General features: G+C 67.3%; 24 protein-coding genes. 8 read left to right on the top strand and 16 right to left on the bottom strand.

Going from position 1 to position 25807, the window contains the following annotated elements; all coding sequences use genetic code 11:
- Positions 1-82 precede the first annotated feature (82 nt).
- Positions 83-979: a lipid A hydroxylase LpxO gene (gene lpxO / locus IG196_RS22560; protein ID WP_101489287.1), complete on the top strand. Its 897-nt coding sequence runs from the start codon at positions 83-85 to the stop codon at positions 977-979.
- 10 nt (positions 980-989) lie between these two features.
- Here the strand turns inward: lpxO and IG196_RS22555 are convergent, their stop codons facing one another.
- Positions 990-1679, bottom strand: coding sequence for a phosphatase PAP2 family protein (locus tag IG196_RS22555; protein WP_225616766.1), 690 nt, complete (start codon positions 1677-1679; stop codon positions 990-992).
- Positions 1680-1803: 124 nt separating this feature from the next.
- On the opposite strand from IG196_RS22555, the gene IG196_RS22550 reads away from it, so the two are divergent.
- The 3 genes from IG196_RS22550 to IG196_RS22540 are packed head-to-tail and all read left to right on the top strand — an operon-like array spanning position 1804 to position 4071.
- Positions 1804-2484, top strand: a complete 681-nt coding sequence (locus IG196_RS22550) for a response regulator transcription factor (RefSeq protein WP_192193083.1) — start codon at positions 1804-1806, stop codon at positions 2482-2484.
- On the top strand, positions 2481-3833 hold the full coding sequence (locus tag IG196_RS22545; protein WP_192193082.1) for a sensor histidine kinase: 1353 nt from the start codon (positions 2481-2483) through the stop codon (positions 3831-3833). Before IG196_RS22550 ends, IG196_RS22545 begins: the two co-directional genes overlap by 4 nt.
- Before the next feature lie 16 nt (positions 3834-3849).
- Positions 3850-4071: an oxidoreductase-like domain-containing protein gene (locus tag IG196_RS22540; protein ID WP_192193081.1), complete on the top strand. Its 222-nt coding sequence runs from the start codon at positions 3850-3852 to the stop codon at positions 4069-4071.
- On the opposite strand, the gene IG196_RS22535 is transcribed toward IG196_RS22540, so the two are convergent.
- The 11 genes from IG196_RS22535 to IG196_RS22485 all read right to left on the bottom strand — a co-directional run bounded on the left by IG196_RS22535 (position 4068) and on the right by IG196_RS22485 (position 14608).
- The gene (locus IG196_RS22535; RefSeq protein ID WP_192193080.1) at positions 4068-5501 is read right to left on the bottom strand and encodes a hypothetical protein; all 1434 of its coding nucleotides are present in this window, start codon (positions 5499-5501) and stop codon (positions 4068-4070) included. The two genes, IG196_RS22540 and IG196_RS22535, sit on opposite strands and share 4 nt — an antisense overlap.
- An 11-nt stretch (positions 5502-5512) precedes the next feature.
- Entirely contained in the window at positions 5513-6331 is an 819-nt protein-coding gene (locus IG196_RS22530) for an aminoglycoside phosphotransferase family protein (RefSeq protein WP_225616765.1), read from the bottom strand.
- Positions 6331-6807 (bottom strand): nucleoside deaminase, encoded by a 477-nt coding sequence (locus IG196_RS22525; protein WP_192193079.1) that lies wholly within the window; start codon positions 6805-6807, stop codon positions 6331-6333. The genes IG196_RS22530 and IG196_RS22525 overlap by 1 nt, the downstream gene beginning before the upstream one ends.
- Before the next feature lie 11 nt (positions 6808-6818).
- Positions 6819-7589 (bottom strand): ABC transporter permease, encoded by a 771-nt coding sequence (locus tag IG196_RS22520; protein WP_153285556.1) that lies wholly within the window; start codon positions 7587-7589, stop codon positions 6819-6821.
- Between the two features lie 11 nt (positions 7590-7600).
- Positions 7601-8455 (bottom strand): ABC transporter ATP-binding protein, encoded by an 855-nt coding sequence (locus tag IG196_RS22515; protein ID WP_099795638.1) that lies wholly within the window; start codon positions 8453-8455, stop codon positions 7601-7603.
- Entirely contained in the window at positions 8455-9489 is a 1035-nt protein-coding gene (locus IG196_RS22510; RefSeq protein WP_192193078.1) for an ABC transporter substrate-binding protein, read from the bottom strand. Before IG196_RS22510 ends, IG196_RS22515 begins: the two co-directional genes overlap by 1 nt.
- Positions 9490-9643: 154 nt before the next feature.
- Positions 9644-10642 carry a TRAP transporter substrate-binding protein gene (locus IG196_RS22505; RefSeq protein ID WP_099795640.1) on the bottom strand — a complete coding sequence of 333 codons (999 nt, stop codon included), beginning with the start codon at positions 10640-10642 and terminating at the stop codon, positions 9644-9646.
- 58 nt (positions 10643-10700) lie between these two features.
- Positions 10701-11966: a TRAP transporter large permease gene (locus IG196_RS22500; RefSeq protein ID WP_192193077.1), complete on the bottom strand. Its 1266-nt coding sequence runs from the start codon at positions 11964-11966 to the stop codon at positions 10701-10703.
- A gap of 1 nt (position 11967) precedes the next feature.
- Positions 11968-12585, bottom strand: coding sequence for a TRAP transporter small permease (locus tag IG196_RS22495; protein ID WP_192193076.1), 618 nt, complete (start codon positions 12583-12585; stop codon positions 11968-11970).
- Positions 12586-12622: 37 nt separating this feature from the next.
- Entirely contained in the window at positions 12623-13537 is a 915-nt protein-coding gene (locus tag IG196_RS22490; RefSeq protein WP_192193075.1) for a dihydrodipicolinate synthase family protein, read from the bottom strand.
- A 294-nt stretch (positions 13538-13831) separates the two neighbouring features.
- Entirely contained in the window at positions 13832-14608 is a 777-nt protein-coding gene (locus IG196_RS22485) for an IclR family transcriptional regulator (RefSeq protein ID WP_192193074.1), read from the bottom strand.
- A 160-nt stretch (positions 14609-14768) separates the two neighbouring features.
- Here IG196_RS22485 and IG196_RS22480 point away from each other — a divergent pair, with 160 nt between their 5' ends.
- The 3 genes from IG196_RS22480 to IG196_RS22470 are packed head-to-tail and all read left to right on the top strand — an operon-like array spanning position 14769 to position 18319.
- Entirely contained in the window at positions 14769-16409 is a 1641-nt protein-coding gene (locus IG196_RS22480; RefSeq protein ID WP_192193073.1) for an OPT/YSL family transporter, read from the top strand.
- 55 nt (positions 16410-16464) lie between these two features.
- Positions 16465-17514: a DUF917 family protein gene (locus IG196_RS22475; protein WP_192193072.1), complete on the top strand. Its 1050-nt coding sequence runs from the start codon at positions 16465-16467 to the stop codon at positions 17512-17514.
- 13 nt (positions 17515-17527) lie between these two features.
- Complete coding sequence (locus IG196_RS22470) at positions 17528-18319, top strand: aspartate/glutamate racemase family protein (RefSeq protein WP_192193071.1); 792 nt, start codon at positions 17528-17530, stop codon at positions 18317-18319.
- 90 nt (positions 18320-18409) lie between these two features.
- Here IG196_RS22470 and IG196_RS22465 read toward each other — a convergent pair whose 3' ends face one another.
- Entirely contained in the window at positions 18410-20710 is a 2301-nt protein-coding gene (locus IG196_RS22465) for an NADP-dependent malic enzyme (protein ID WP_192193070.1), read from the bottom strand.
- A 220-nt stretch (positions 20711-20930) separates the two neighbouring features.
- Between IG196_RS22465 and IG196_RS22460 the strand changes: the two genes are divergently transcribed.
- Positions 20931-22268, top strand: coding sequence for an NAD(P)/FAD-dependent oxidoreductase (locus tag IG196_RS22460; protein ID WP_192193069.1), 1338 nt, complete (start codon positions 20931-20933; stop codon positions 22266-22268).
- Positions 22269-22270: 2 nt separating this feature from the next.
- Here the strand turns inward: IG196_RS22460 and IG196_RS22455 are convergent, their stop codons facing one another.
- Genes IG196_RS22455 through gcl form a run of 3 tightly spaced genes read right to left on the bottom strand, consistent with a single transcriptional unit; the run spans position 22271 to position 25805 of the window.
- Positions 22271-23185, bottom strand: a complete 915-nt coding sequence (locus IG196_RS22455; RefSeq protein ID WP_192193068.1) for a 2-hydroxy-3-oxopropionate reductase — start codon at positions 23183-23185, stop codon at positions 22271-22273.
- A 23-nt stretch (positions 23186-23208) separates the two neighbouring features.
- Complete coding sequence (gene hyi, locus IG196_RS22450; protein WP_192193067.1) at positions 23209-23994, bottom strand: hydroxypyruvate isomerase; 786 nt, start codon at positions 23992-23994, stop codon at positions 23209-23211.
- Between the two features lie 17 nt (positions 23995-24011).
- Positions 24012-25805, bottom strand: a complete 1794-nt coding sequence (gene gcl / locus IG196_RS22445; protein ID WP_192193066.1) for a glyoxylate carboligase — start codon at positions 25803-25805, stop codon at positions 24012-24014.
- Positions 25806-25807: the final 2 nt, after the last annotated feature.

Genomic DNA, 25807 nt, shown 5'->3' with positions numbered 1-25807 from the left:
AAGGCCCCGGCCAGGCCGGTTTCGGGGTAACGATTTACACTAGCCGGCTCCCCCGGCGCTCGTCTACAGGACACTTTCACCAATGAAGTGGGTCATTCTTGCCATCTTCGTGCTCAGCGCACTCTACGTTCACTTCCGTGGCCAGGTCCGGCACAAGTTCTTCAGACAGCTCTCTGATCACTCGACCTTCCTGGCGCCGCTGAACGTCTTCATGTACCTTTTCTCGAAGGTGCCCGGTACCCCGTACCTGTCGCCTGCCGAGTTCCCCGAGATGCGCATCCTCGAGGAAAACTGGGAGGTCATCCGCGAAGAAGCGCTCGCCATGCGCAACGGCGGCAGCATCAAGGCCTCGAGCCAGTTCAACGACGTGGGCTTCAACTCCTTCTTCAAGAGCGGCTGGAAGCGCTTCTACCTGAAGTGGTACGACGAGGCGCACCCCTCGGCCGCCGTGCTGTGCCCGCGCACCACCGAACTGCTCAAAGGCATCGGCACCATCAAAGCCGCGATGTTCGCCGAGCTGCCCCCGGGCAGCCGCTTGGTGCGCCACCGCGACCCGTTTGCCGGTTCGCTGCGTTATCACCTGGGCCTGTGGACGCCGGGCGTGGAGGGCTGCTACATCGACGTGGACGGCCAGCGCTACCACTGGCGCGACGGCGAGGCCGTGGTGTTCGACGAGACCTACATCCACTACGCCGAGAACACCACCGACCACGACCGCGTGATCCTGTTCTGCGACATCGAGCGCCCGCTGAAGTACCGCTGGGCCAGCGCCGTGAACCGCTGGTTCGCGAAGAACCTGCTGGCTGCTGCTGCTTCGCCCAACGATGCGGGCGACAAGACGGGCGGCCTGAACCGCGCCTTCAAGTACATCTACCAGATCCGCGTGGTCGGCAAGCGCCTGAAGGCCTGGGACAAGCGCGCTTACTACCTGGTCAAGTGGACGATCTTCGGCGGCTTGGCGCTCTGGATCTTCTGGTAACCGGCAGCGCTCACGCCTCGGCCAGCACCAGCCGCGTACGCGGCGTGCGGCGCCAGCACACCAGCCCCGCCAGCAGCACACCGCCGAGCACGTCGAGCAGCACGTGCTGGCGCGTGGCCAGCGTCGAATAGACGATTCCCGCGGCCCACAGCAGGTTCACCCACTGCGTCCACGTGGGCGCGTGCACGCTGCGCAGCTGGCGGCCGAGCCAGACGGCCGCGAACACGGCGAAGGCCACATGCAGCGACGGGAAGGCATTGCCGCCTGCATCGGCGCTCTTGAGGAACTGCAGCGCCGGGTACTGCGACCAGTCGATCGCAAAGCTCGGCACCACCGTCGGAAAACACCAGAACACCGCCAACCCGATGGCCGCCATGAGCGCGGCCCCGCGTGCGCAGGCCCACAGCTCGGCCTTGTTCTTTGTGAAGGCCGGTGCGAGCGAAATGTAGAACCACAGCGAGCTGTACAGCAGCATCGCGTCGTCGCTCACGCCCACCCAGTGGTCGATGGCCGTGAGTGGCATCACCGTCGGCACCGAGGGCGGGTGGTGCATCACCCAGAAGTACAGGACGAAGAAGCCCGAGATGCCGAGCGTGGAGCCGATCATCTTCACGACCCACAGCGTGGCGAACCGCTGCCCCAGCGCCAGATGCCAGGGCGTGACGGGGAGGGCGGCGGGGTTCGGGCGGAGGGGCGTCACCGATGCGCTTTCAGGAGAGGGAAGCGCCACAGCGTAGGCGCCTGCATTGCGTGAACATTGCGTTACCCGGTGTGAGGGCTCTCTAGAATCATCCGCCTGTCCGGTTCCTTGTCCATCCCCCCAAATGAGAATCCTGCTTGTCGAAGACGAAGCCGACCTGGCCCAGGCGCTTGCGTCGGCGCTGCGCCAGAACCAGGCGGTGGTCGATGTGGCGAGCTCGCTGCGCGCGGCCGAGGAAGCCGCGCTCGGCGCGCCCTACGACGTGGTCGTGCTCGACCGCGGGTTGCCCGACGGCGACGGCCTGTCGCTCGTCTCATTCTTGAGCCAGAACAACATCGCCTGCGCCGTGCTCGTGCTCACCGCCATGACCGACGTGGCCGAACGCGTGCTGAGCCTGGACGGCGGCGCCGACGACTACCTGGCCAAGCCCTTCTCGATGGACGAGCTGCTGGCGCGCGTGCGCGCACTGGCACGCCGCCCCGCGGTGCGCGCCAACTTCATCATGACGCTCGGGCAGCTGCGCTTTGACCACCACACGCGACAGGCCCATGTGGGCGAGGCCTGCCTCACGCTGCCGCGGCGTGAACTGCTCGTGCTCGAGACGCTGCTCGAACACCGTGGCCGCACCGTGCTGCGCGAGGCCTTGCAAGACCGCGTGTACGGCCACAAGGACGACATCCAGTCGAACGCGCTCGACACGCACGTCTCGCGCCTGCGCTCCAAGCTCGACAAGGCTGGCGCACAGGTCGAGATCCACGCGATCCGCGGCGTGGGCTACCTCATGTGCGTGCCCTCATCGGCATGAGCTTCAGTCTGCTTTCGCTGCGCTGGCGGCTGATCTGGAGCCTCATCCTCTTGCAGGTGGTGGTCGGGCTGCTCGTGATGGGCGGCTTTCTCGGCCTGGCCTGGGCGCTGGGCCGCGTGGTCGACGAGAACGGCCAGGAAACGGTGGCATCGATTCAGCGCGCCCTGACGCGCGACGCCGCCGGCCACCTGGTGGCCGAGCCCACGAGCGCGCTGCGGCGGCTGCAGAAGGCCGACCCGCAGTTCTGGTTCATCGCACGCGACAGCCACGGCGCGGAATTGCGCCACGGCGTGGTGCCGCCCACCTACCTGCGGCTGCTCAACGCGCTCGACGGCACCGACCGCATGGCCATCGACCCCGAGACCGACGGCACGCGCCCCAAGGCCCGCTTCGAACGCGTCGAATCGCGCGCGGGCCCGGTGGCCGTCATGGCGCAGACCGGCGGCCCGCTCACGTTGGAGAACACGCTCAAGGGCACCGGCATCGCCTTCCTGTTCCTCGTGGCGCCGATGGCGCTCGTGACCTGCCTCGGCGTGATCCTCGCGACGCCCTTCGTGGTGAAGCGCGGCCTGAAAGGTGTGGTGGCCACGGCGGAGCATGCCGAGGGCATTGACGTGCACGAGCGCACCACGCGCCTGCCGCTGGCGAATGTGGCGAGCGAGATTCGTCCGCTGGTCAATGCGGTCAACCGCGCCTTCGACCGGCTCAACGAAGGCTACGACCGGCAGGAGCGCTTTCTCGCCGATGCCGCGCACGAGCTGCGCACGCCGATCACCACGCTGCAGATCCATCTCGAAGGCCTGCCGAACGATCCGCTGAAGATGAAACTGATGCAGGCCTCGGCGCGGCTCGCCACGCTGGCCGAGCAGCTGCTCGATCTGCAGCGGCTCGACCACGGCCTGTCGCTCGACCATCAGGTGGAGCTGAAGTCGCTCTGCGAACGCGTGGCGGCCGACATCGCGCCGCTCGCGATCCGCAGCCGCTGCACGCTGTCGGTCGATGCGCCGCAACCGCTCACCGTGCGCGGCGACGCGCCCTCGCTCGAACGCGCGCTCACCAACCTGATCCAGAACGCCATCGAGCACGGCGGGCCGGGCTGCGACATCCAGGTGCGGCTGTGCGAGCCCTCATGCATCGAGGTGCGCGACTCGGGCCCCGGCATTCCCGAGGCCGACCGCGAGCGCGTGGTGGCGCCGTTTCACCGGCTCGTGCCGCGCGGGCGCGGCGCCGGGCTGGGCCTGCACCTCGTGGCGGAGGTGGCGCGGCTGCATCGCGGCCAGCTGAGCATCGGGTCGAGCGAATCGGGTGGCGCGAAGATGCGGCTCGAGTTGATGAACCTCGACGCGTGAGGAGGAACCGCTTGTCATGAACGCCATCGACCGGCTGCCTGAACCCACGAACCTTGTCGGCGCGCAAGCGCTGATTGCGCGTGTGCAGGCGATGCTCGATGCCGAAGGGGTTGCGATGCGTGCGCCGCCGCCGGAGCCGACCACCTGCTGCGGGCGTGGCTGCAATGGGTGCGTGTGGGAAGGGTGGCTGGCGGCTGTGGCTTATTGGCGGGATGAGGCGTCGCTGCTGCTGGACTAGTAAAAGCGGGGCCGCAGCACCTTCATCGTTTCCGCACCCGGCAGATGGTCGACAAACAGATGCTCTGCAACCAGGTAGCGACCGACCACGCTGCGCAGATCGGGGGACTCGTACACCGTCACGGTGTCGTGGCGTTCGGTGTACATCAGCTGGTAGGTCGGGCCTTCCTTCAGCATGTAGAAGCAGCCATCGCTGCTGACTCGCTCGGTCCTGATCCTGCCTTCGTACCAACGGGTGACCATCGCGTGATCCACCAGCGCATGAGCGTCGATCGTGAACACTGCGCGGCACTCCTCGGGCGTGAAGTCGTCGCACAGCGCCGTGCCGTCTTCGCCGTTGTAGGCCTTGTGGATCAGGTCCGATCCTGTGTTTAGCAGCAAGGCGTCGATTTGTGCGTGGCGGTCCGGCGGCTGCACCATCTGGTAGGGGACGACCAACGCAGGCGTGGCGACGTTGGCGATGTGAAAGGGCTCGACACCCATTTCCCGGCTGGTGGACAACGCCAGGTACCAGCGTTCCTGCGCCTCGCGCGGTGTCCTGCGCGTGGCCGTCACGCTGCCGACATAGTGCACGCGGCGTTCGCCCGTGCCGGTGAGCGTAGATGGAACGACGTCCGCGCGGCCCGCGCCCCAGAACTGATCTTTCAACGACCAATCGCCATCCACCGGATCGTTCAGGGTCTGGACAATGAGGTCCGCGATGATCTGCGGCGGTGCCTGCGCGGGCTGGCCATCCACCGACGCCGGCACCATGGCATCGACCCGGAACGCCATCGGTTCGCCGAGGCGAAAGCTTTCATCGCGACTGATGTGAATCGCTTCGAGCGCCCGGCGCCTCGGCGGCGGCACGGCGCGCCGCACGAGTGTGTAGACGGCCACCAGCGTCAGCACGCCGAAGATCGGAAACACCGGCAGCCCCACCAGCAGCCACAGCAGGTTCCAACCGCCCTCCAGCGACCAGCGCAGCGCGTTGAACCCGAAGGCGGAAAAGAAGGCCAGCACCGCCAGCGCGACCAGCGAACCCAGCCAGTCGGTGATGCTGGTCCGCTGGGGGGCATCTGAAGGCGGCGGCGCCAGAGACGTCCACGCCGCGTCGTGGCGTTGCACGATGCGCGGCAGGCCGATCACGCGCGGATCGGGCAGGGGCGTCCAGAAACTGTCGTCCTGCGCGGTCAGCGCGATCGTGCGGATGCCATCGCTGTGTTCGAGCTGCAGCGAAGTCTGCGCGACGCCATCGTGCGCCGCGTCCTCGAAGCTTAGAGGCCGCGCATCAAGCACGCGGTGATAGCGGCGCTTCTCGACGTCGACGATCAGCGCGTCCGCACCGGCAGACGCCGCATGAAAGCTCTCGTCAGAAGACGCAAGGCCTTCAGACAACGGCAGCGCCAGAACCCGCGCGAGGAAATCGAGGTAGGAGTGAGGGCGAGACATGCGTCCGAACCCTAGCCGGCGATCTCGAGCGCCGCAGCCACAAGCTTCGCCACCTCCAACGTGCTCCCAGGCGCCTCGCCATCTTCCAGCATCCACACCGACGACAGCCCCGCCCACGCCAGCACCCATTGCAGCAATCGCCGCTGCTCGATGCCTGTGGCCTCCGAGATGACCTCGATGCGGCGCGCAAAGCGGCCCGGTACCAGCGCGCTCTCACCATCCGGGTTGCACAGGATGTTCGCGTGGTCGAAGCCGCGTTCGCCGTGCAGGCCCTTGGGGTCGATGGCGAGCCAGCCGGCCGGGCCGAAGTCGAGCACGTTGCCGTGGTGGATGTCGCCATGCAGCACGACCACATCGCGCGGCGCGGCCAGCAGTTCGCGTGCGGTGCGTGCGCTGTGCGCGAAGACGCCGCCGTGCGTCGCCGCGCCGGCCCACAGCGCTTCGAACCAGCGTGTGAGCGGCACCAGCGTCGGGGGCGGCAGCGTGACGCGTGGCGCATGCAGGCGCGCGGCGTCGGCGCACAGGATGCGCGTGGCCTCGTCGTCGCGACCGTCTTGAACCATCTGCGCGAGCGAGGCCGTGCCTTGTGCACGCACCATCAGCAAGGCCTCGCCGTCATGGGCCAGAACGGGCGCGGCGCCATCGCCGTTCCACCAGGCCATCAGCAGGCTGCCCGCCTGTTCCTCGGCCTCGTGCGAGAGCTTGAGCATGGCCGCCACGCCGTGCTGGCGCACGGGCAGCAGCGTGCCGCTCAGCGAGGTGAAGGCTTCGCCGTCGGGCGTGAGGCTCCAGCGTGCCAGGTAAGGCGCGAACACGCCGTGCGGGCTCACTAGCGCGATTCCCAGAACCCCCGGTGCGTGGCGATCATCTCGTCGGCCACCTCGGGCACCGGGCCGATCACCTCGACGGGCTTCTGCCCGCGCGCGAAGACCTCGCGGCAGGGCAGGCTCAGCGTCGGGTTCTCGGGGTGGTCACCGGTGAGTGCGAGCAGCGCGGATTCTTCCGCGCCGTAGACGATGCGCCCGATGTTGGCCCAGTAGCTCGTGCCCGCGCACATGGCGCAGGGCTCGAAGGTGGTCACCAGCGTGCACTGCCACAGGTACTCGGCCGGCCAGTTCTGCGCCGCGTGGCGCGCGAGAGTGGCCTCCGCGTGATGCACCGTGTCGATGTTGCCCTGCTCGGCGAGGATGGTCTCGCCGTCGGGCGCGACGAGCACGGCGCCGAAGGGGTGGCGGCCCATGGCCATGGCGCGTCGCGCCACGGCGTCGGCGCGACGCAGCGCGCGGGTGATCTGTTCGGGAGTCATGCCCCCATTATTTATTGGTTCTGCGACCCGCGATGCGCCCAGCCGGTGGTGTGCTTCTCGATGAGGCTGAAGAGTTCGTACATGACCATCGCCATCGCGCCCACCACCATCAGGCCGGCGAAGGCCAGGCCCATCTGCATGGCCGAGCCGGCCGAGATCAGCAGGTAGCCGATGCCTTCGTTGGCGGCGGTCATCTCCGACACCGTGGTGCCGACGAAAGCCAGCGTGATCGCCACCTTCAGCGAGCCGAAGAAGTAGGGCATGGAGCGCGGCAGGCCGATCTTGATGAGCACGTCCCAGCGCTTGGCGCCCAGCACGCGCAGCACGTCTTCCAGCTCGGGTTCGAGCGTGGCCAGGCCGGTCGCGATGTTCACCATGATCGGGAAGAAGCTGATCAGGAACGCCGTGAGAATCGCCGGCCCGATGCCGATGCCGAACCACACGACCAAAATCGGGACGAAGGCCGCCTTGGGCAGCGCATTGAAGGCCGTCATGAGCGGGTAGATCGCGGCATAGGCCAGGCGCGAGCTGCCGATCACGAAGCCCATGAGCACGCCCACCACGATCGCCAGGCCGAAGCCCGCCATCGTGACCCAGTAGGTGCGCCACGCGTGGCCCGCGATGATGGCCTTGAACTCCCAGAACTGCTCCCAGATGCGCAGCGGGCTCGGAAAGATGAAGTCCGACACGCCGAAGCCCGCGCAGATCACCTGCCACAGCAGGAGCACCGCCACGAGCAGCAGCCAGGGCGACCAGCGTTCGAGTTGTTTGCTGTTGTTCATTTGCCGCCTCCTCAGTGCGTGGCCGCCGCAGCGGAGGTGGCGGCGTTGCCGCGGATGGCGCCGATGTGGCTGCGCAGTTCGAGCACGATGTCGGTGAACTCCTTGGTGTAGGTCAGCTCCAGCTCGCGCGGACGCGGCAGGTCGATCTCGCGCTTCACCACGAAGCGGCCGGGGCTCTTGCTCATCACGTACACCGTGTCGGCCAGGAACACCGACTCGCGCAGGTCGTGCGTGACCAGGATCACGTTGAACTGCTGCTCGGTCCACAGGTCGCGCAGGATGCACCACAGCTCTTCGCGTGTGAACGCGTCGAGCGCGCCGAAGGGCTCGTCCAGCAGCAGCATCTTGGGCTCGTGGATGAGTGCGCGGCAGATGCTCGCGCGCTGCTGCATGCCGCCCGAAAGCTGCCACGGAAACTTGTCTTCGTAGCCGCCCAGGCCCACCTTCTGCAGCAGGCGGCGGGCACGTTCGACGTACTCCTTGCGCTTGGCCTTGAAGTTCGAGCGGTAGGGCTCGACGATTTCCAGCGGCAGCAGCACGTTGTCGACCGTGGTGCGCCACGGCAGCAGCGAGGGCGCCTGGAAGGCCATGCCCGAGATCTTCAGCGGCCCGGTCACGGGCTGGCCGTCGATGCGGATCTTGCCCATCGAGGGCATCTTCAGTCCCGTGGTGAGCTTCATGAAGGTCGACTTTCCGCAGCCCGAGGGGCCGACGATGGCGATGAACTCGCCGCGCGTCACCTTCAGGTCGATGGCCTCGACCGCGAAGTGGTTGGCGCGCAGCAGCTCTTCGTTGTAGGCGAGCCAGACGTCCTGGAAATCGACGAAGGGGGCGGCTGCGTCGGGTGTCGTTGCGCCGGCCGCCATCACTTGCGCAGGATTCCGCTGAGCTCGGCCGCGGGCGGGAGCATGGCCGCGGTCCACACGGCGTCGGGGCTCACGCGCGTCTTGGTGTTGAAGGCGTCGGACACCTGCGAGGCCATGAGCGACATGCGGCCCGCGTTGACGGCGCCGAAGCCCTCGCTGCGCGCGTCGGCGCTGTTGATGACGGTGTCGATGGCCAGCTGCAGGCGGCGCGTCTCGAGCTTGCTGTCGATGATGCCGTCGCGCGCCTTCACCGACTCGATGCCCATGGCGGGGTTGGCGATGACTTCCTTCGCGCCCTTGGCAAAGGCCGAGAGGAACTTCTTCACCGCCGCCGGGTTGTCCTTGAGCAGCTTGGGCGAGGCGATGATCACGTTGCCGTACAGCTTCACGCCGTAGTCGGGGTAGGGCAGGATCACCACGTCGGCCGCCTTGGCGCCGCGCGCTTCCAGGTTGAGCAGCGAGGTGAAGGTGAAGCCCGTGATGGCGTCGATGTCGCCGCGCACCAGCATGGTCTCGCGCAGCGTCGGGTCCATGGCGGTCCAGTTCACGGCACCGATGTTGTTGGCCTTGGCGAAGATCGGGAACGCGCGGCGGCCCGCGTCGAACACCGGTGCGCCGAGCTTCTTGCCGGCAAGGTCGGCCGGCTTGGTGATGCCGCTCTTCTTGAGCGCCATGACCGAGGCCGGCGTGTTGTTGTAGACCATCATCACCGCGACCGGCTTGTTCGGGCTGTCGGGGTTGTTGGCGTGGAACTCCATGAGCGCCGCGAGGTCGGCAAAGCCCATGTCGTAGGCGCCCGAGGCCACGCGCGTCACGGTGCCGCCCGAGCCGTTGCCGGCGTCGATGGTCACGTCCAGGCCGGCGGCCTTGAAGTAGCCCTTGGCCGCGGGGTGCAGGAACAGCGCGGCCGGACCTTCGAAACGCCAGTCGAGCTGGAACTTGATCGGCGTCGGGCTCTGGGCAAAGGCCGAAGACAGGCCGAAGCTGAAGGCCGAGGCGGCGAGGAAGGACTGGAGCAGGTGACGCTTGTTCATGAAGGTTCCGAAATGTGAATGCTTCGGCATTCAAGCAAAAACGGTGCCCGCACGCGATTGGTGCGAACCCTTCCGGTGAATCACCGAGGTGCGCGGCCCGCCCAAGGCGTGTGCGGCATGCACCGCGCCTGGGAATTCGGGGCCTGAAACCCCGTCAGAGCGTCGCGCCGATCTTGCGCAGCTCGGCGATCTGCGGCGCCTTGGGCAGCCAGACCTTGTCGAACTCGGCGATGACCGGCGCGGGGTTGTAGTTGCTGGCGCTCTTGAACGCGATGCCGCTGGCCTTGAACTTGTCGATGAGGCCCAGCTCGGTGGTCACGATGTCCTTGATCTGCGCGTCGAGCTGCTGCTTCACGAGGTCGGTGATGAGCGCCTTGTCCTTCGCGTCGAGCGTCTGCCAGATGCGGCCGGACACCAGCGGTGCGAAGGGCATGAACAGCGCGTTCATCGGCAGCAGGGTTTTCGAGACGCGGTCGAAGCGCTGGTTCCACGAGAACTCGATGTCGGCTTCGAGCCCGTCGACCTGGCCGTTGGACATGGCGTCGAACACGCCCGGCGTGGGAATGGGCGTGGGCGCGGCGCCCAGCAGTTGGTAGAAGTCGCGGTACACCGGCGTGGGGTTGATGCGCAGCTTCATGCCCTTCAGGTCGGTGGGCGAGGCGATATCTTTGGTCGCGAACACCACGCGCATGCCGGTGATGCCCCAGCCCAGGCCGATGGTGCCGGTCTCGCGCGGCAGCACATCGAGCAGCTTGAGCGCCGCGGGCGTGCGCACGAGCGAGGCGACGTTGGTGGTCGAGCGCACGAGATAGGGCGCGTTGATGGCCGCCACGCTCGCCACGCGCGAGCCGAGCTCGGCCGCTTGAATCCAGCCCATGTCGAGCGCGCCCGACTGCAGCTGCTGCATCATGGCCGACTCGTTGCCGAGCTGGCCCGAGTGAAACACCGTGGCGCTCAGGCGGCCGTCGGTGGCCTTCTTCAGCGCCTCGCCGAAGCTCACCGCGGCGCGGTTCCACGAGTGCCCCGCGGGCGTGATGAGGCCCAGGCGAAATTCCTTGGCGGCGGCGGCACGCGACACGGTGCCGAAGAGGGCGGTCGATGCGGCAGCGGTGCCGGCGGCGGCCTGGACGAACTGGCGGCGGGAGAGGGGCATGTGAAGCTCCGGTTGGGTGAGGTGAAGTGAAGGAACGGGAAAGAGAGCGGATCGGCGCTTACTTGATGAGCGCGAGAGACAGACTCGGGAACAGCGACAGCAGCACCAGCGCCACGCAGCAGATCAGGAAGAAGGGCAGCGTGACGATGAACATCTTTCCGGGCTTGGCGCCCGTCACCGCCGAGGCCACGAAGAAGCTCAGCCCCACCGGCGGCGTCATCAGCCCGAGCACGAGGTTGATGACCACCACCACGCCGAAGTGGCGCGGGTCGATGCCGTAGATTTCCGTCGCAATGGGCAGCAGGATCGGCACGGTCATGATCAGCCCGGGAATGCCGTCGATCACGGTGCCGATCACCAGCAGGATCACGTTCACCAGCAGCAGGAAGGCGATTGGGTCTTTTGCCACGGTCTGTATCCACGCGGCGGTGGCTTGCGGCACCTTGCCGTAGATGAGCAGCCACGAGAACACCGCGGCCGCTGCCACCAGGAACAGCACCACCGCCGAGTAGATCGCCGACTTCAGCAGGATCTGCGGAATCATCGCGAAGCGGAATTCCTTGGTCACGTAGCGGCCCACGAGCACCGCCGCCACCGCACCCACCGCCGCCGATTCGGTGGGGTTGGCGACGCCGCCGAGGATGGAGCCGACGATCACGATGGGGATGAGCAGCGTCGGGCAGGCCGTGAGGATCGTGTGCAGCCGCTGTTTGACGGTGCGCTTCTCGGTGCGCGGGTAGTTGTAGATCAGGCCCATGCAGGCGATGACGATGAAGAACAGCACCGTGAGAATCACGCCGGGGATGATCCCCGCGATGAGCATGTCGCCCACCGCCACCTGCGCGAGCACGCTGTACACCACGAACATCACCGAGGGCGGAATGATCGGGCCGAGCATGCCGCCGTACACCGTGATGCCGGCCGCGAAGGTCTTGTCGTAGCCCTGCTTCTCCATCTCGGGCACCATGATCTGGCTCATGATCGCCACCTGCGCGGTGGCCGAGCCGATGATCGACGACACCAGCATGTTCGCCAGGATGTTCACGTAGGCGAGGCCGCCTTTCACCGAGCCGATGAAGGCCAGTGCGAGGTCGACCAGCCGCTTCGTGATGCCGCCGCCGTTCATGATCTCACCGATGAGGATGAACAGTGGAATCGCAATGAGGCTGTAGCTGTCGACGCCGCCGAACATCTGCACCGGGAACGACTGGAACAGCACCGTGTCGCCCGAGTTGAGGATGTAGACGATGCCCGACAGGCACAGGCAGGCACCGATCGGCACGCCGACCAGCATGATCAGCAGGAAAAAGGCAGAGGTCAGCATTTCAGTTCACGGCGTCCGCGTTGGCGACATGGAACTCGTCATGCGTGCGCTTGGGCTGCAGGCCGAGGTCTTCGAGGAGGTTGGCCAGCGCATGCACGCTGAGGGTGAGCGAGAAGATCGGCAGGATGAGCTGCACCAGCCATGTCGGCCAGTCGAGCGTCTGCGTGCGCTCGGTGTAGAGAAAGTTGAAGCTCTCGGCCGCGAACTCCTTCGCGTCGAAGCCGTGGCGCACGATGCCGGCCGGGTCCATCCACAGCCAGCACATCGCGAGCAGGGCCAGCCCGAGCAGCAGCACGCAGCTTGAAGCACCGGCCTTGGCGATGCGCACGGCCTTGGCACCGAGCTTGTCGGTGAGCAGGGTCACCGCAAAGTCCAGCCGCAGCCGCGTCATCGCCGACGCACCGATGAAGGTGAGCCAGACCACGCAGTACACCGAGGCCTCGTCCACCCAGTAGAGCGGAAAGCCGCCGTAGCGCGTGACCACGTTCAGCAGCACCAGCACGATGAGCAGGCCCATCAAGCTGCTGAGCAGGTGGCGCTCGCAGCGCAGGACAAAGTCCGACGCGTCGAGCACGCGGCGGGACAGGCCGCCGCTTTCTTTCAAGGCGTTTTCTTGCATGGTGTTCTGGGCCTTGGGGTGCGTCGTGCGCGGGGGCTCAGGCCACCGACTGGTATTGGGTCGGACGCGTGGCCAGCGCCTTGCCAACAACCTTCTCGATGAAGGCGCGCTCTTCGCCGATGAGCGGCAGGCGCGGGCGGCGCATGTGCTCGGTGCCCACGCCGACCAGCAGGTCGATGAGCTTGAGGTTCTGCACCAGCTTGGTCGACACGTCCAAGTGCAGCATCGGCGTCATCCACTGGTACAGCTTGAGCGCTTCGGCAAACTTGCCGGCCTTCATCAGGTCGTACAGCGCCACCGTCTCGCGCGGGAACGCGCAACCGACACCGGCCAGCAGCCCGTCACAGCCCAGCGCGAGGCCTTCGTAGGCCAGGTCGTCCACGCCCAGGAACAGCTGGTAGCGGTCGCCCACGGTGTTGCGCAGGTCGGTGATGCGGCGGATGTTGTCGGTGCTCTCCTTGATGGCCGCGATCCATTCGCAATCGGCCAGCTCGACCATGTGCTCGGGCTTGAGGTCCACGCGGTAGGCCACCGGGTTGTTGTAGACCATGATGGGTTTCTGGGCCGCGTTGGCGATGGTGCGCACGTTGAGCATGGCTTCGCGCGCATCGGCCACGTAGATCACGGAAGGCATGACCATGTAGCCGGCCACGCCGAGCTTGTTGGCGCCGTCGACGTAACGCAGCGCTTCGCGGGTGCTGGTCTCCGACACGTTGGCCAGCACGGGGATGCGGCCGTCGGCGGCTTCCAGGGCGATCTTGGCGACCTGCAGCTTTTCTTCGAGCGTCAGCGTGCTGGCTTCGCCGAGCGAGCCGCAGGTGACGAGGCCGTGGATGCCGTTGCGGATCTGGAAGTCGATGTGGCGGGCGGTGCCCTCGGCATCGATGCTTTCGTCGGCGTGGAACTTGGTGGTGATGGCGGGGAAGATGCCTTGCCAGCGGGGATTGCTCATGAACGTGTACCTCGAAAAAGAAGAGAAAGGGCGCTGCGGACAGCGGGTGGAACCAGGGTCTGAAGGCTTGGTTTCTTAATATATTAGTAAGATATGTGAAATATCTGCTCAGGGTATTAGCAGATTGCGTGCCAGCCGAAATGGTGGTTGGACGCGCCTGAAAAGGGCGATCGGGCGCCCGCAAGCACCGCCTTGGCGCACCCCGCGCACTGGGGCGCCTCAGGATGCGGCGGACGAAAAAAAGCCCCGCAGCGGTGAACGCGGCGAGGCGTGCGGCTGGCGCCGGCGCGGTGCTCAGGTCGGCGTCGTCGCCCCGAAGCCCAGCCAGTACGGGTCGCCCACGCGCTTGCCCACGCTGCTGGCGGCGTCGCGCACCGTGGCGCCGAAGCGCGCCACCAGCGGTTCCGACAGCTGCTCTGCGGGTAGCGCGATGCCGAAGGCGTAGGTCTGCCGCGTGGCGGGGTCGAGCACCGCCGACGAGATGCCCGCCACGTTGGTCACGTACTCGCCGCGCGACAGGGCCCAGCCCGTGTCGCGGATCACGGCCAGGCGCGCCAGCAGATCCTTGCGTGTCTTCGGCGCGTGGCCGCGGCCCTGGTCGAGCCGGCTGCCGATCAGGGTGCCCACTTCGTCGTCGCCCAGGCGGGCCAGCAGCGCGCGGCCCATGGCGCTGGAATAGGCGGGCGCGCGGCTGCCCGGCGGCGTGTAGATCTGCAGCGCGCCGGCGCCGGTGCGCATCTGGATCACCAGCGTGTCGGTGCCGTCGAGCACGTTGATGTAGCCCGTGTAGCCGGTCTCGCGCACCAGCGCATCGAGCGCTTCCTCGACCAGCGAGGCCGTGTTGCGCGAGGCGCGGAAGTGGTACGAGGCTTCCATGATCACGCCGCCCGGGCGGTAGGCGCGCGTGGCCGCGTCGCGGTCCAGGAAGCCGTAGCCGGCCATCATGCTCAGCGTGCGCGAGGCCGAGCTCTTGGGCAGGCCCAGCTCAGTCACGACGTCCGTCACCGTGATGTCGCGACGCAGCCGCGCGATCAGCTTCAGGACGTCCATGGCGTTGGCAAGGGTGCTCATCGTGTTCGGTAGGTTGGGGTGGGAATCATAGGTTCGGCGCCGGTGCGTCTTTTCGGCCAACCCGGGTGAACGCCCGCTTGACAGCCGAAAGTACGGTTTTATCATTCAGTCCAAGTTTATTGGACATGGTTCCAAAATATGGAACTAACAAGGAATGACCATGCACCATGAAGTGACGGCCGCCGCGCCGCTGGAAGACAAGGGCGCCGCGCATGCCGGGCTGCACCCGAAGGCGCTGGCGCCCGCCAACCTGATCCTCACGGTGGTGCTCAGCGTGTTCGGCGCCATCGTCGGCATCCAGATGCTGGCGAGCCTGGGCATCACGCCGAGCACCTCGCTGATCGGTGCGCTCGCGGCGATGTCGCTGGCGCGCGTGCCGCTGGCCATGTTCCGGGGCTTCCGCTCGGTGCATGCGCAGAACCTCGCGCAGACGAGCATCTCGTCGGCCACCTTCGGCGCGGCCAACAGCCTGTTTTTGCCGATCGGCATTCCGTTCCTGTTCGGCCTGCCGCAGATGGTGGTGCCGATGCTCATCGGCGTGAGCCTGGCGATGCTGCTCGACGCGTGGCTGCTCTACCGCATGTTCGACACGCCAGCCTTCCCGGCCAGGAACCCGTGGCCGCTGGGCATCGCCGCGGCCGAGGCCATCAAGGCAGGCGAAAGCGGCGGCAAGCAGGCCTGGCTGCTGCTGGGCGGCCTGGCCACCGGCGTGGCCGGCGCGGTGTTCAAGCTGCCGATGTCGGCCTTCGGCGTGGCGCTGATCGGCGGGCTGGGCGCCATGACCGCCTTCGGCATCGGGCTGCTGGTGCGCGGCTACTCGGCGCCGCTGTTCGGCTTCGACATCGGCACGCGCTACGTGCCGCACGGGATGATGATCGGCGCCGGCCTCGTCGCGCTGGTGCAGGTGGCGCGCGTGGTGCTCAAGAAGCACGAGCGCGCGGCCGACGGCCCCGGCGTGACGAAGGAAGCGCTGGCCGAGGCCCGCGGTGCCAGCGTGCTCGGCCGCTCGCTCAAGCTGGGCGGCGCGGGTTACCTCGCGATCATGGTGCTGCTGTGCGCGGGCACCGGCATCTACACCGGCATGTCGCCCGGCATGCTCGCCTTGTTCATCGTGTACGGCACCTTCGCGGCCTTCGTGCATGAACTCATCGTGGGCATCGCGGCCATGCACTCGGGCTGGTTCCCGGCCTTCGCGGTGGCGCTGATCTCGCTGCTGCTGGGCATCCTGATCGGCTTTCCGCCCGAGGCGCTGGTGGTGCTGGCCGGCTTCTCGGCCGCCACTGGCCCGGCGTTTGCCGACATGGGCTACGACCTCAAGGCTGGCCACCTGCTGCGCGGCGAAGCCTCGGGCTCGGCCTTCGAACTCGAAGGCCGGCGCGAACAGATGATCGCCGGCATGGTCGGCTTCGGCGTGGCGATCGTGGTGGTCGCCTGCGCGTACCCGCTGTTCTTCGCCAACCACCAGACCGCGCCGATCAACGCCGCCTACGTGGCCGCGATCAAGGCTGGCATCTCGGGCGAGACGGCGCGCAACCTCGCGCTGTGGGCCGTGCCCGGCGCGCTGCTGCAGCTGGCGGGCGGGCCGCGCCAGCAACTGGGCGTGCTGTTCGCCACCGGCCTGCTCATCGCCAGCCCGATGGCCGGCTGGATGGTCGCGGCCGGCATCGCCTGCCGGCTCGCGGTCCATGCCGTGCTCGGCGCCGCCGCGCGCGAACGGCTCGAGGTGCTCGCCGGCGGCGTGATCGCGGGCGATGCGCTCTACAGCTTCTTCTCTGGCGTGGTGAAGAGCGTGCGCAAGTAGCGCTGCTTCGCCTTCCCCTTCTTCCTTCCCTCCATCACACACAGGAATCGAACTCATGAAACGCAATCTGACCAGCGACGACGTCCGCGCGGCCATCTGGGGCGGCGCCATCCTCGGCGGCGGGGGCGGCGGGCTCATCGCGGCCGGCGAGCGCGCCGCGCGCCTGGCGCTGCAGGTCGGCACGCCGCAGCTGTGGAGCGTCGACGAGTTCGACGAGGCCGCGCTCACCGCCACCATGGCCCTGGTCGGCGCGCCGGCCGCGCCCGATCCGCACGTGCAGCCGGCGCACCTGCTGCGCACGCTCGACCTGTTGCGGCGCGAGTTGCCGGCGGGCCAGAAGCTGGTCGCGCTGCATGCCAACGAGAACGGCGCCGAGACCACGGTCAACGGCTGGTTCCACGCCGCCATGACCGGCCTGCCCGTCATCGACCTCGCGTGCAACGGCCGCGCCCACCCCTCGAGCGTGATGGGCGCGCTGGGCCTGCACACCGAGCCCGACTACCTCTCGGTGCAGGCCTACGCGGGTGGCGAGCCGCACCGCTACGTGGAAGGCGTGGTGTCGGGCCGGCTCGAACAGACCTCGGCCGTGGTGCGCCGCGCTTCGGTGGAGGCGGGCGGCCTCGCGGCCGTGGCGCGCAACCCCGTGACCGTGGGCTACGCGCGCCAGCACGGCGCGCCGGGCGCCATCAGCCACGCCATCGCGCTGGGCCAGACCTTCCTGGACGGCGGCGTCGATGCCGTGGCCCGTTCGCTCGACGGCCGCCTCGTCGCCGAAGGCACGGTGCGCACGTACCGTTGTGAGCAGCAGGAAGGGTTGGACGTCGGCGTGGTCGAGCTCGACGACGCGGCCGGCACCACGCTGCGCTTCATCAACGAGTACATGCTGCTGGTGCAGGGCGGCGAGCGCATCGCGCGCTTTCCCGACCTGATCATGACTTTCTCGGACGACGGCCAGCCTGTGGTGTCGGCCCATGTGCGCCAGGGCGCGCGGCTGCGCGTGCTGGTGGCGCCGCGTGCGCGGTTGTTGCTGTCGCGCACCATGTTCATGCCCGAGCTGTACCGCCCGCTCGAGAAGTCGCTGGGCGAAGCCTTCGCGCCGGCCTGAACGGAGACACGACATGCCACTGCGCATCCGCTGGATTCGGGCCGTCGGCAACGACACCTACAACGCGCGCTTCGCGCAAGAGTTCGCGCAGGTGAAGAACCCCGGCACCGAGGTCGAGGTGGTGTCGCTGCGCAACGCCTCGGTACAGCACCACGTCGAGTACCAGAGCTACGAGGCGCTGCTGGGCGCCGACATCGTGCGCGCCGTGCGCGACACCGCGCAGCAGGGCTTCGACGCCGTGGTGGTCGGCTGCTTCTACGACCCGGTGCTGGTGGAGGCGCGCGAAATATCCGGCCAGACGGTGGTGGTCGCACCCTGCCAGGCCTCGTTCGAGATCGCGTCCAACCTCGCACAGAAGGTGTCGGTGATCGTGGGGCGGCGCAAGTGGGTGCCGCGCATCGAGGCGCGCGTGCGCGAGTACGGCCATGCGCACCTGATCGCCTCGTTCCGCGCGCTGGAGCTCGGCGTGGAAGATTTCCAGCGCGACCGCGACGAAACCGTGCGCCGCATGATCGCGCAGGGCCGCCGCGCCATCGACGAGGACGGCGCCGAGGCCCTCATCCTCGGCTGCACGCTCGAGTTCGGCTTCTACCGCCAGTTGCAAGATGCGTTGGGCGTGCCCGTCATCGACTCGGCGCTGGCCGCCTTCAAGCGCGCCGAGGCGCTGGCCGACACGAAACAGCGTTTCAACTGGACGCCCAGCCGCGTCGGCGGCTGCGAGCCGCCGCCCGAAGACAAAGAGCTGCTGGCCTGGAACGTGTTCGACCCGGCCGACGTTCCCGTGGTGTCGCCCGTCCAGGCTTGAGCGCCTGAACACGGCCCCCATGAAAAACGCCCCGCCGCGGAGACCGCGACGGGGCGTTGTTGTTTCAGGGAAGAAACGCCGGCGTCAGCCTCAGTCCTGGGCCTTCACCTTCGCCACGGCCAGCGCCGTCATGTTGATGATGCGGCGCACCGTCGCCGAGGGCGTCAGCACGTGGGCCGAGCTCGCAGCGCCCAGCAGGATCGGGCCCACCGTGATGCCGTTCGCGCCCGTCATCTTCAGCACGTTGTAGAGGATGTGTGCCGAGTCGAGGTTCGGGCACACCAGCAGGTTGGCTTCGCCGGAGAGCGTGGTCTCGGGCAGGGCGGTGCGGCGAATCTCGTCGGACAGCGCGGCGTCGCCGTGCATCTCGCCGTCGCACTCGATGTCGGGTGCCATCTGCGAGAACAGGTCGCGCGCCAGGCGCATCTTGCGTGCCGAGCCGCGGCTGGAAGTGCCATAGTTCGAGTGCGACAGGAAGGCCACCTTCGGCGGCAGGCCGAAGCGGCGCACCTCTTCGGCGGCCATCACGGCGATGCTGGCCAGCAGTTCGGCGCTCGGGTCTTCGTTCACGTTGGTGTCGGTGATGAACACCGTGCGCTTCTCGAGCGTGAGCGCATTCAGCGTGGCAAAGCCGGGCGCGCCGCGCTTCAGGCCGATCAGGTTGCGGATGTGCTCCAGGTGCACGTCGAAGCGCCCGACCAGGCCGCAGATCATCGCGTCGGCGTCGCCCAGGTGCAGCATCAGCGCGGCGATGGTCGTGTTGGAGCGGCGCACCATCGTCTTGGCGGCCTCGGGCGTCACGCCGCGGCGACCCATGAGCTTGTGGAAGCTCTCCCAGTAGGTGCGAAAGCGCGGATCGTCCTCGGGGTTCACGATCTCGAAGTCGGTGCCGGGGCGGATGTGCAGGCCGGCCTTCTGGATGCGTGCCTCGATCACGGCGGGGCGGCCCACCAGGATGGGCTGGGCCAGGCCTTCGTCGACCGCCCACTGCGCGGCGCGCAGCACGCGCTCGTCTTCGCCTTCGGCGTAGGCCACGCGCTTGGTGGTCGAGATTTTTGCGGCGCTGAACACCGGGCGCATGAACATGCCCGTCTGGTAGACGAAGCGCGTCAGGTGCTGGCGGTAGGCCTCCATGTCCTCGATGGGGCGCGCGGCCACGCCCGAGGCGGCGGCGGCCTTGGCCACGGCCGGCGCGATGCGCAAGATGAGGCGCGAATCGAAGGGCTTCGGAATGATGTAGTCGGGGCCGAAGGCCAGCTCCTGGCCGGCGTAGGCGGTGGCCACTTCTTCGCTGATGTCGGCCTTGGTGAGGTCGGCAATCTCGCGCACGCAGGCCAGCTTCATTTCTTCCGTGATCTTGCTCGCGCCGCAATCGAGCGCGCCGCGGAAGATGTACGGGAAGCACAGCACGTTGTTGACCTGGTTCGGGTAGTCCGAACGGCCCGTGGCAATGATGCAGTCGGGCCGCACGGCCTTGGCCAGCTCGGGGCGAATCTCGGGCTCGGGGTTGGCCAGCGCCAGGATGATCGGCTGCGTGCCCATGGTCTTGACCATCTCGGCGCTCATGACGCCGGGGGCCGAGCAGCCCAGGAACACGTCGGCGTCCTTCACCACGTCGGCCAGGGTGCGGGCACCGGTGTCCTTCTGGGCGTAGCGCGACTTCGATTCGTCGAAACCGCCCGCGCGGCCCATGTAGATGAGGCCCTTGGAGTCGCAGGCGTAGATGTTGGCGGGCTTGGCGCCCAGGCCGACCATCACGTCCAGGCAGGCGATGGCGGCAGCGCCTGCGCCCGAGACGGCGATCTTGACGTCTTCGATCTTCTTGCCGACCAGCTCCAGGCCGTTGAGCAGTGCTGCGGCCGAGATGATGGCCGTGCCGTGCTGGTCGTCGTGGAACACCGGGATGTTCATGCGCTCGCGCAGCTTCTTTTCGATGTAGAAGCACTCGGGCGCCTTGATGTCCTCGAGGTTGATGCCGCCCAGCGTGGGCTCCAGCGCCGCGATGATGTCGACCAGCTTGTCGGGGTCGTTCTCGGCCAGCTCGATGTCGAACACGTCGATGCCGGCGAATTTCTTGAACAGGCAGCCTTTGCCTTCCATCACGGGCTTGGAGGCCAGCGGGCCGATGTTGCCCAGGCCCAGCACGGCGGTGCCGTTGGTGATGACGCCCACGAGGTTGCCGCGGGCGGTGTATTCGGCCGCGAGCGACGGGTCGGCCGCAATGTCGAGGCAGGGGTAGGCCACGCCCGGCGAATAAGCCAGCGACAGGTCGCGCTGGTTCAGCAGGGGCTTGGTGGGGGTGATCGAGATCTTGCCCTTGACGGGCGAGCGGTGGTATTCGCGCGCTGCTTCTCGAAGTGCTTCTTCAGCGGGGGACAGGGATGCAGCCATTTGAAAAGTCTCCTTGGTTCTGGCGGGCAATGAGGCTACCGCAAAAGCGCTGCCTCTTCTCTCGGGGGGAACGACGAGACCCTCTATCTTCCGCCTGATCGAGAGGGTCTGCCGACTCGCTAAACTTCAACACCCCTGTTTCAGGGGGGCAAATCCGTGCCGCGCGGGCGGTGCGGCGAACCAACGTCCACAACCACAGAACAACACGGAGGGACATCGAATGACACCCGGACCTTTCACCGGCACCGAACCGGACGTCGTGGTCATCGGCGGAGGCCCCTCGGGCTCCACGGTGGCTGCCTTGCTCGCAGACAAGGGCCACGACGTGGTGCTGCTCGAGAAGGCGCAGCATCCGCGCTTTCACATCGGCGAATCCTTGCTGCCGATGAACATGCCGCTGTTCGACCGGCTCGGCGTGCGCACCGAGGTCGAGGCCATCGGCCTGCGCAAGCACGGCGCCGAATTCGTCTCGCCCTGGCACGACCACACCAGCCACTTCGACTTCGGCCAGGCGATGGACAAGAGCTTTCCCTATGCGGTGCACGTGCGCCGTTCGGAGTTCGACGAGCTGCTGTTCCGCCATGCCGGCAAGCGCGGCGCGCGCACCTTCGAGGGCCGGCGCGTCACCGGCGTCGACATGGACGCCGGCAAGAGAACGCCCGACAACCGCCCGCTCGTGAAGGTCAAGGCCGACGACGGCACCGAGACCGCGTGGCGCCCGCGCTTCGTGATCGACGCCAGCGGGCGCGACACGCTGCTGTCGAACCAGTTCGATGCCAAGCAGCGCAACCGCAAGCATGCGAGCGCGGCGCTGTACGGCCACTTCGCCAACGCCGAGCGCAGGCCAGGCCGCTTCGAGGGCAACATCTCGCTGTTCTGGTTCGACCATGGCTGGTTCTGGTACATCCCGCTGAAGGACGGCACCGTGAGCGTCGGCGCCGTGGCCTCGCCGGCCTACTTCAAGCGCCGCAAGGGCTCGCTCGAAGACTTCCTCATGGAAACCATTGCGCTCGCGCCCAAGCTGGCCGCGCGCCTGAAGAACGCCACGCTGATGGAAGGCGCCACCTCCACCGGCAACTACGCCTACGACTCCAAGTTCTGCCGCGGCGACCGCTTCATGATGGTGGGCGACGCCTATGCCTTCGTCGACCCGATGTTCTCGTCGGGCGTGTACCTGGCGATGAACAGCGGCTTCGAGGCCGCGGCCTGCGCAGACCACTGGCTCAAGGGCGAGGCGAAAGAGGCCGAGAAGGCCTTCCGCCATTACGAGAAGGTGATGAAGCACGGGCCGAAGATGTTCTCGTGGTTCATCTACCGCATCACCTCGCCCGCCATCCGCCGCCTGTTCATGGCGCCGCGCAACATCTGGCGCATGCAGGAGGCGCTGCTGTCCATCCTGGCCGGCGACCTGTTCCGCAACACGCCCATCGGGCCGCGTTTCTGGGGCTTCAAGGTGACGTACTACGCGTCGTGCATCGGCATCCTGCCGCAGGCCGTGAAGACCTGGGCATGGCGCCGACGCAACCTGAAAGAGTCTCTGGAGACTGCAAAGACCTAGTTTCAGTCGGGTGACACGGTGTGCTGGGCGAGGGCTTCGAGGGCCTTCACCAGCGCCGAGTGGTCCAGCTGCCCGTAGCCCATCGCCGCGCAGGCGTTCATCAGCTGCGCCGCATTGGCCGTTTGCGGCAGTGCCACACCCAGCGAACGGGCGCTCTGCATCGCGAGGTTCAAGTCTTTCTGGTGCAGCGAAATGCGGAAGCCCGGCGCGAAGGTGCGCTTGATCATGCGTTCGCCGTGCACTTCCAGAATGCGCGAGCTGGCAAAGCCGCCCATCAGCGCCTGGCGCACCTTCGCGGGGTCGGCTCCGGCCTTCGAGGCGAACACCAGCGCTTCGCTCACGGCGGCGATGTTCAGCGCCACGATGATCTGGTTGGCCACCTTGCAGACTTGGCCGTCGCCCGCGCCGCCCACCAGCGTCACGTTCTTGCCCATCTTGTCGAGCAGCGGCTTCACGCGGCCGAAGGTGCCTTCGTCGCCGCCGCACATGATCGTCAGGCTCGCGGCCTTGGCGCCCACTTCGCCGCCCGAGACCGGCGCGTCGATGTAGCCGGCGCCCAGCGCGACGATGCGGCGCGCGAATGCCTTGGTGGCGATCGGGTCGATGGAGCTGCAGTCCACCACGATCTTGCCCTGCGAACCCTTCAGGCCGTCGGCCACGCCTTCCGCGCCCGGCACGCCGAACAGCACCTTCTCCACGTCAGGCGTGTCGGGCACCATGATGAAGATGATGTCGGCCTTGCGTGCCACTTCGGCGGCCGAACCGCAGATGGTGGCTTTCGAGACGAAGGGCTCCGGCGTGTTGCCGTGCGTGTTCACGAAGAGCTCGTGGCCTGCGTCGAGCAGGTGGCCCGCCATGGGGGCGCCCATGATGCCCAGGCCGATGAATCCGATTTTTTGTGCTGCTGCAGTGGTCATGTCTCTGTTTCCTTCGTGAACGTTCATTGCTTCTTCGTGAGGGCTTCGCGCCAACCCAGGCCTTCCACCGTGGTGGCGCGGGGCTTGTATTCGCAGCCGATCCAGCCGTCGTAGCCCAGCGCATCGATGTGCTGGAACAGCCACGGGTAGTTGATCTCGCCCGTGCCGGGTTCGCCGCGGCCGGGGTTGTCGGCCAGCTGGATGTGGCCGATGCGCGCCAGTTGCTTGGTGAGCGTGTTGCCCAGCTCGCCTTCCATGCGCTGTGCGTGGTAGATGTCGTACTGCACGCGCAGGTTGTTGGAGCCCACCTCGTCGATCAGCGCCAGCGCCTGGTCGGTGCGCGTGAGAAAGAAGCCGGGGATGTCGAAGGTGTTGATCGGCTCGATCAGCAGGCGCAGGCCGGCGGCTTCGAGTTCGCGCGCTGCGAGGCGCAGGTTCTCGACCACGGTTTTGTGCGCGGCGTCGGTGCTCACGCCGGCCGGCACCTTGCCGACCAGGCAGTTGAGCTGCGGGCAGCCCAGCGCGGTCGCGTAGTCGATGGCCAGCGCGATGCCTTCGCGGAACTCGCCGGTGCGGTCCGGGTGGCAGGCGATGCCGCGCTCGCCCTTGTCCCAGTCGCCGGCCGGCAGGTTGTGCAGCACCTGCTGCAGGCCGTTCGTGCGCAACGCGGCCGTGAGTTCCTTCTTGTCGAAGGGGTAGGGGAAGAGGTACTCCACCGCCTCGAAGCCGGCCTTGGCGGCCGCCTCGAAGCGCTGCATGAACGGCAGCTCGGTGAAGAGCATCGTGAGATTGGCTGCGAACTTGGGCATGTCTATCGTCTCCTCGATCAATCCAGCATCGCCACGGCGAGGGCGGTCGGTGCGTCGGCCATGCTTTCGGCCAGCGGTTCGAATTCGTTGATGGCGTCGATCTCGGTGCCCATCGCGATGTTGGTCACGCGCTCGAGCATCACCTCGATGACGACCGGCACCTGGAACTCGGCCATGAGCGCTTCGGCGCGGGCGATGGCGGGTGCCATCTCTTCCTGCTTGTGCACGCGGATCGCCTTGCAGCCCAGGCCCTCGACCACCTTGAGGTGATCGACGCCGTAGCTGCCTTCGATGCCGGCGTCGGCCGGTGCATTGATGTTGTCGAAGGCCAGCTGCACGCAGTAGTCCATCTCGAAGCCGCGCTGCGACTGGCGGATCAGGCCGAGGTAGGAGTTGTTGACCACGATGTGCAGGTAGGGCAGCTTGAACTGCGCGCCCACGGCCAACTCTTCGATCATGAACTGGAAGTCGTAGTCGCCCGAGAGCGCGACGATCTTGCGCGTCGGGTCGGCGGCGCGCACGCCCAGTGCGGCGGGAATGGTCCAGCCCAGCGGACCGGCCTGGCCGCAGTTGATCCAGTGGCGCGGGTTGTACACGTGCAGGAACTGCGCGGCCGCGATCTGCGACAGGCCGATGGTGCTCACGTAGCAGGTGTCGCGGTCCAGGTGGTTGTTCATGCACTGGTACACGCGCTGCGGCTTCATCGGCACGGTGTCGAAGTTGGTCTTGCGCAGCAAGGTCTTCTTGCGCTCGCGGCATTCGCCGGCCCAGGCGCCACGGTCGGTGAGCTTGCCCGCGGCCTTCATTTCCTCGGCCACTTCGACGAAGAGTTCGAGCGCGGCCTTGGCGTCGGAGACGATGCCGAAGTCGGGCGTGAACACGCGGCCGATCTGCGTGGGCTCGATGTCCACGTGCACGAAGGTGCGGCCCTTGGTGTAGACGTCGACCGAGCCGGTGTGGCGGTTGGCCCAGCGGTTGCCGATGCCGAGCACGAAGTCCGAAGCGAGCACCGTCGCGTTGCCGTAGCGGTGGCTGGTCTGCAGGCCGCACATGCCGGCCATCAGCGGATGGTCGTCGGGAATGGTGCCCCAGCCCATGAGCGTGGGGATCACCGGCACGCCGGTGGCTTCGGCAAAGCGCACGAGCAGGTCGGACGCGTCGGCATTGATGATGCCGCCGCCGGCCACGATCAGCGGGCGCTCGGCCGCCTGCATCATGCCGATGGCCTTCTCGATCTGGGCGCGCGTGGCGGCCGGCTTGTAGGGCTTGAGGGGCTCGTAGGCGTCGATGTCGAATTCGATCTGCGCCATCTGCACGTCGAAGGGCAGGTCGATGAGCACAGGGCCCGGGCGGCCCGAGCGCATGAGGTGGAAGGCCTGCTGGAACACCTGCGGCACCTGGCCGGGTTCACGCACGGTGACCGACCACTTGGTGACGGGCTTGGAGATCGACTCGATGTCGACCGCCTGGAAGTCTTCCTTGTACAGCCGGGCGCGCGGTGCCTGGCCGGTGATGCAAAGAATGGGAATGGAATCGGCCCAGGCCGAGTACAGGCCCGTGATCATGTCGGTGCCTGCCGGGCCCGAGGTGCCGATGCACACGCCGATGTTGCCGGCGATGGCACGGGTGTAGCCCTCGGCCATGTGCGAGGCGCCCTCGACGTGGCGCGCCAGAATGTGCGAGATGCTGCCGCGTTGGCGCATCGCCGAGTACAGCGGGTTGATTGCTGCGCCCGGCACGCCGAAGGCCTGCGTCACGCCTTCTTTTTCCATCACCAGAACTGCGGCCTGGACCGCTGTCATCTTTGCCATTG

It is taken from the genome of Variovorax sp. 38R, from assembly GCF_014843395.1.
GTDB classification, from domain to species: Bacteria; Pseudomonadota; Gammaproteobacteria; order Burkholderiales; family Burkholderiaceae_C; genus Variovorax; species Variovorax paradoxus_H.
The sequence above is the reverse complement of the archived record's forward strand: the minus strand, read 5'-3'. Positions and strand labels throughout refer to the sequence as shown.

Bases quoted from the DNA above. Each gene is read 5' to 3' on its own strand.
- lpxO (WP_101489287.1), top strand. From the start codon at position 83: ATGAAGTGGGTCATTCTTGCCATCTTCGTGCTCAGCGCACTCTACGTT.
- IG196_RS22550 (WP_192193083.1), top strand. From the start codon at position 1,804: ATGAGAATCCTGCTTGTCGAAGACGAAGCCGACCTGGCCCAGGCGCTT.
- IG196_RS22545 (WP_192193082.1), top strand. From the start codon at position 2,481: ATGAGCTTCAGTCTGCTTTCGCTGCGCTGGCGGCTGATCTGGAGCCTC.
- IG196_RS22540 (WP_192193081.1), top strand. From the start codon at position 3,850: ATGAACGCCATCGACCGGCTGCCTGAACCCACGAACCTTGTCGGCGCG.
- IG196_RS22535 (WP_192193080.1), bottom strand. From the start codon at position 5,501: ATGTCTCGCCCTCACTCCTACCTCGATTTCCTCGCGCGGGTTCTGGCG.
- IG196_RS22525 (WP_192193079.1), bottom strand. From the start codon at position 6,807: ATGACTCCCGAACAGATCACCCGCGCGCTGCGTCGCGCCGACGCCGTG.
- IG196_RS22520 (WP_153285556.1), bottom strand. From the start codon at position 7,589: ATGAACAACAGCAAACAACTCGAACGCTGGTCGCCCTGGCTGCTGCTC.
- IG196_RS22515 (WP_099795638.1), bottom strand. From the start codon at position 8,455: ATGGCGGCCGGCGCAACGACACCCGACGCAGCCGCCCCCTTCGTCGAT.
- IG196_RS22510 (WP_192193078.1), bottom strand. From the start codon at position 9,489: ATGAACAAGCGTCACCTGCTCCAGTCCTTCCTCGCCGCCTCGGCCTTC.
- IG196_RS22505 (WP_099795640.1), bottom strand. From the start codon at position 10,642: ATGCCCCTCTCCCGCCGCCAGTTCGTCCAGGCCGCCGCCGGCACCGCT.
- IG196_RS22500 (WP_192193077.1), bottom strand. From the start codon at position 11,966: ATGCTGACCTCTGCCTTTTTCCTGCTGATCATGCTGGTCGGCGTGCCG.
- IG196_RS22495 (WP_192193076.1), bottom strand. From the start codon at position 12,585: ATGCAAGAAAACGCCTTGAAAGAAAGCGGCGGCCTGTCCCGCCGCGTG.
- IG196_RS22490 (WP_192193075.1), bottom strand. From the start codon at position 13,537: ATGAGCAATCCCCGCTGGCAAGGCATCTTCCCCGCCATCACCACCAAG.
- IG196_RS22485 (WP_192193074.1), bottom strand. From the start codon at position 14,608: ATGAGCACCCTTGCCAACGCCATGGACGTCCTGAAGCTGATCGCGCGG.
- IG196_RS22480 (WP_192193073.1), top strand. From the start codon at position 14,769: ATGCACCATGAAGTGACGGCCGCCGCGCCGCTGGAAGACAAGGGCGCC.
- IG196_RS22475 (WP_192193072.1), top strand. From the start codon at position 16,465: ATGAAACGCAATCTGACCAGCGACGACGTCCGCGCGGCCATCTGGGGC.
- IG196_RS22470 (WP_192193071.1), top strand. From the start codon at position 17,528: ATGCCACTGCGCATCCGCTGGATTCGGGCCGTCGGCAACGACACCTAC.
- IG196_RS22465 (WP_192193070.1), bottom strand. From the start codon at position 20,710: ATGGCTGCATCCCTGTCCCCCGCTGAAGAAGCACTTCGAGAAGCAGCG.
- IG196_RS22460 (WP_192193069.1), top strand. From the start codon at position 20,931: ATGACACCCGGACCTTTCACCGGCACCGAACCGGACGTCGTGGTCATC.
- IG196_RS22455 (WP_192193068.1), bottom strand. From the start codon at position 23,185: ATGACCACTGCAGCAGCACAAAAAATCGGATTCATCGGCCTGGGCATC.
- hyi (WP_192193067.1), bottom strand. From the start codon at position 23,994: ATGCCCAAGTTCGCAGCCAATCTCACGATGCTCTTCACCGAGCTGCCG.
- gcl (WP_192193066.1), bottom strand. From the start codon at position 25,805: ATGGCAAAGATGACAGCGGTCCAGGCCGCAGTTCTGGTGATGGAAAAA.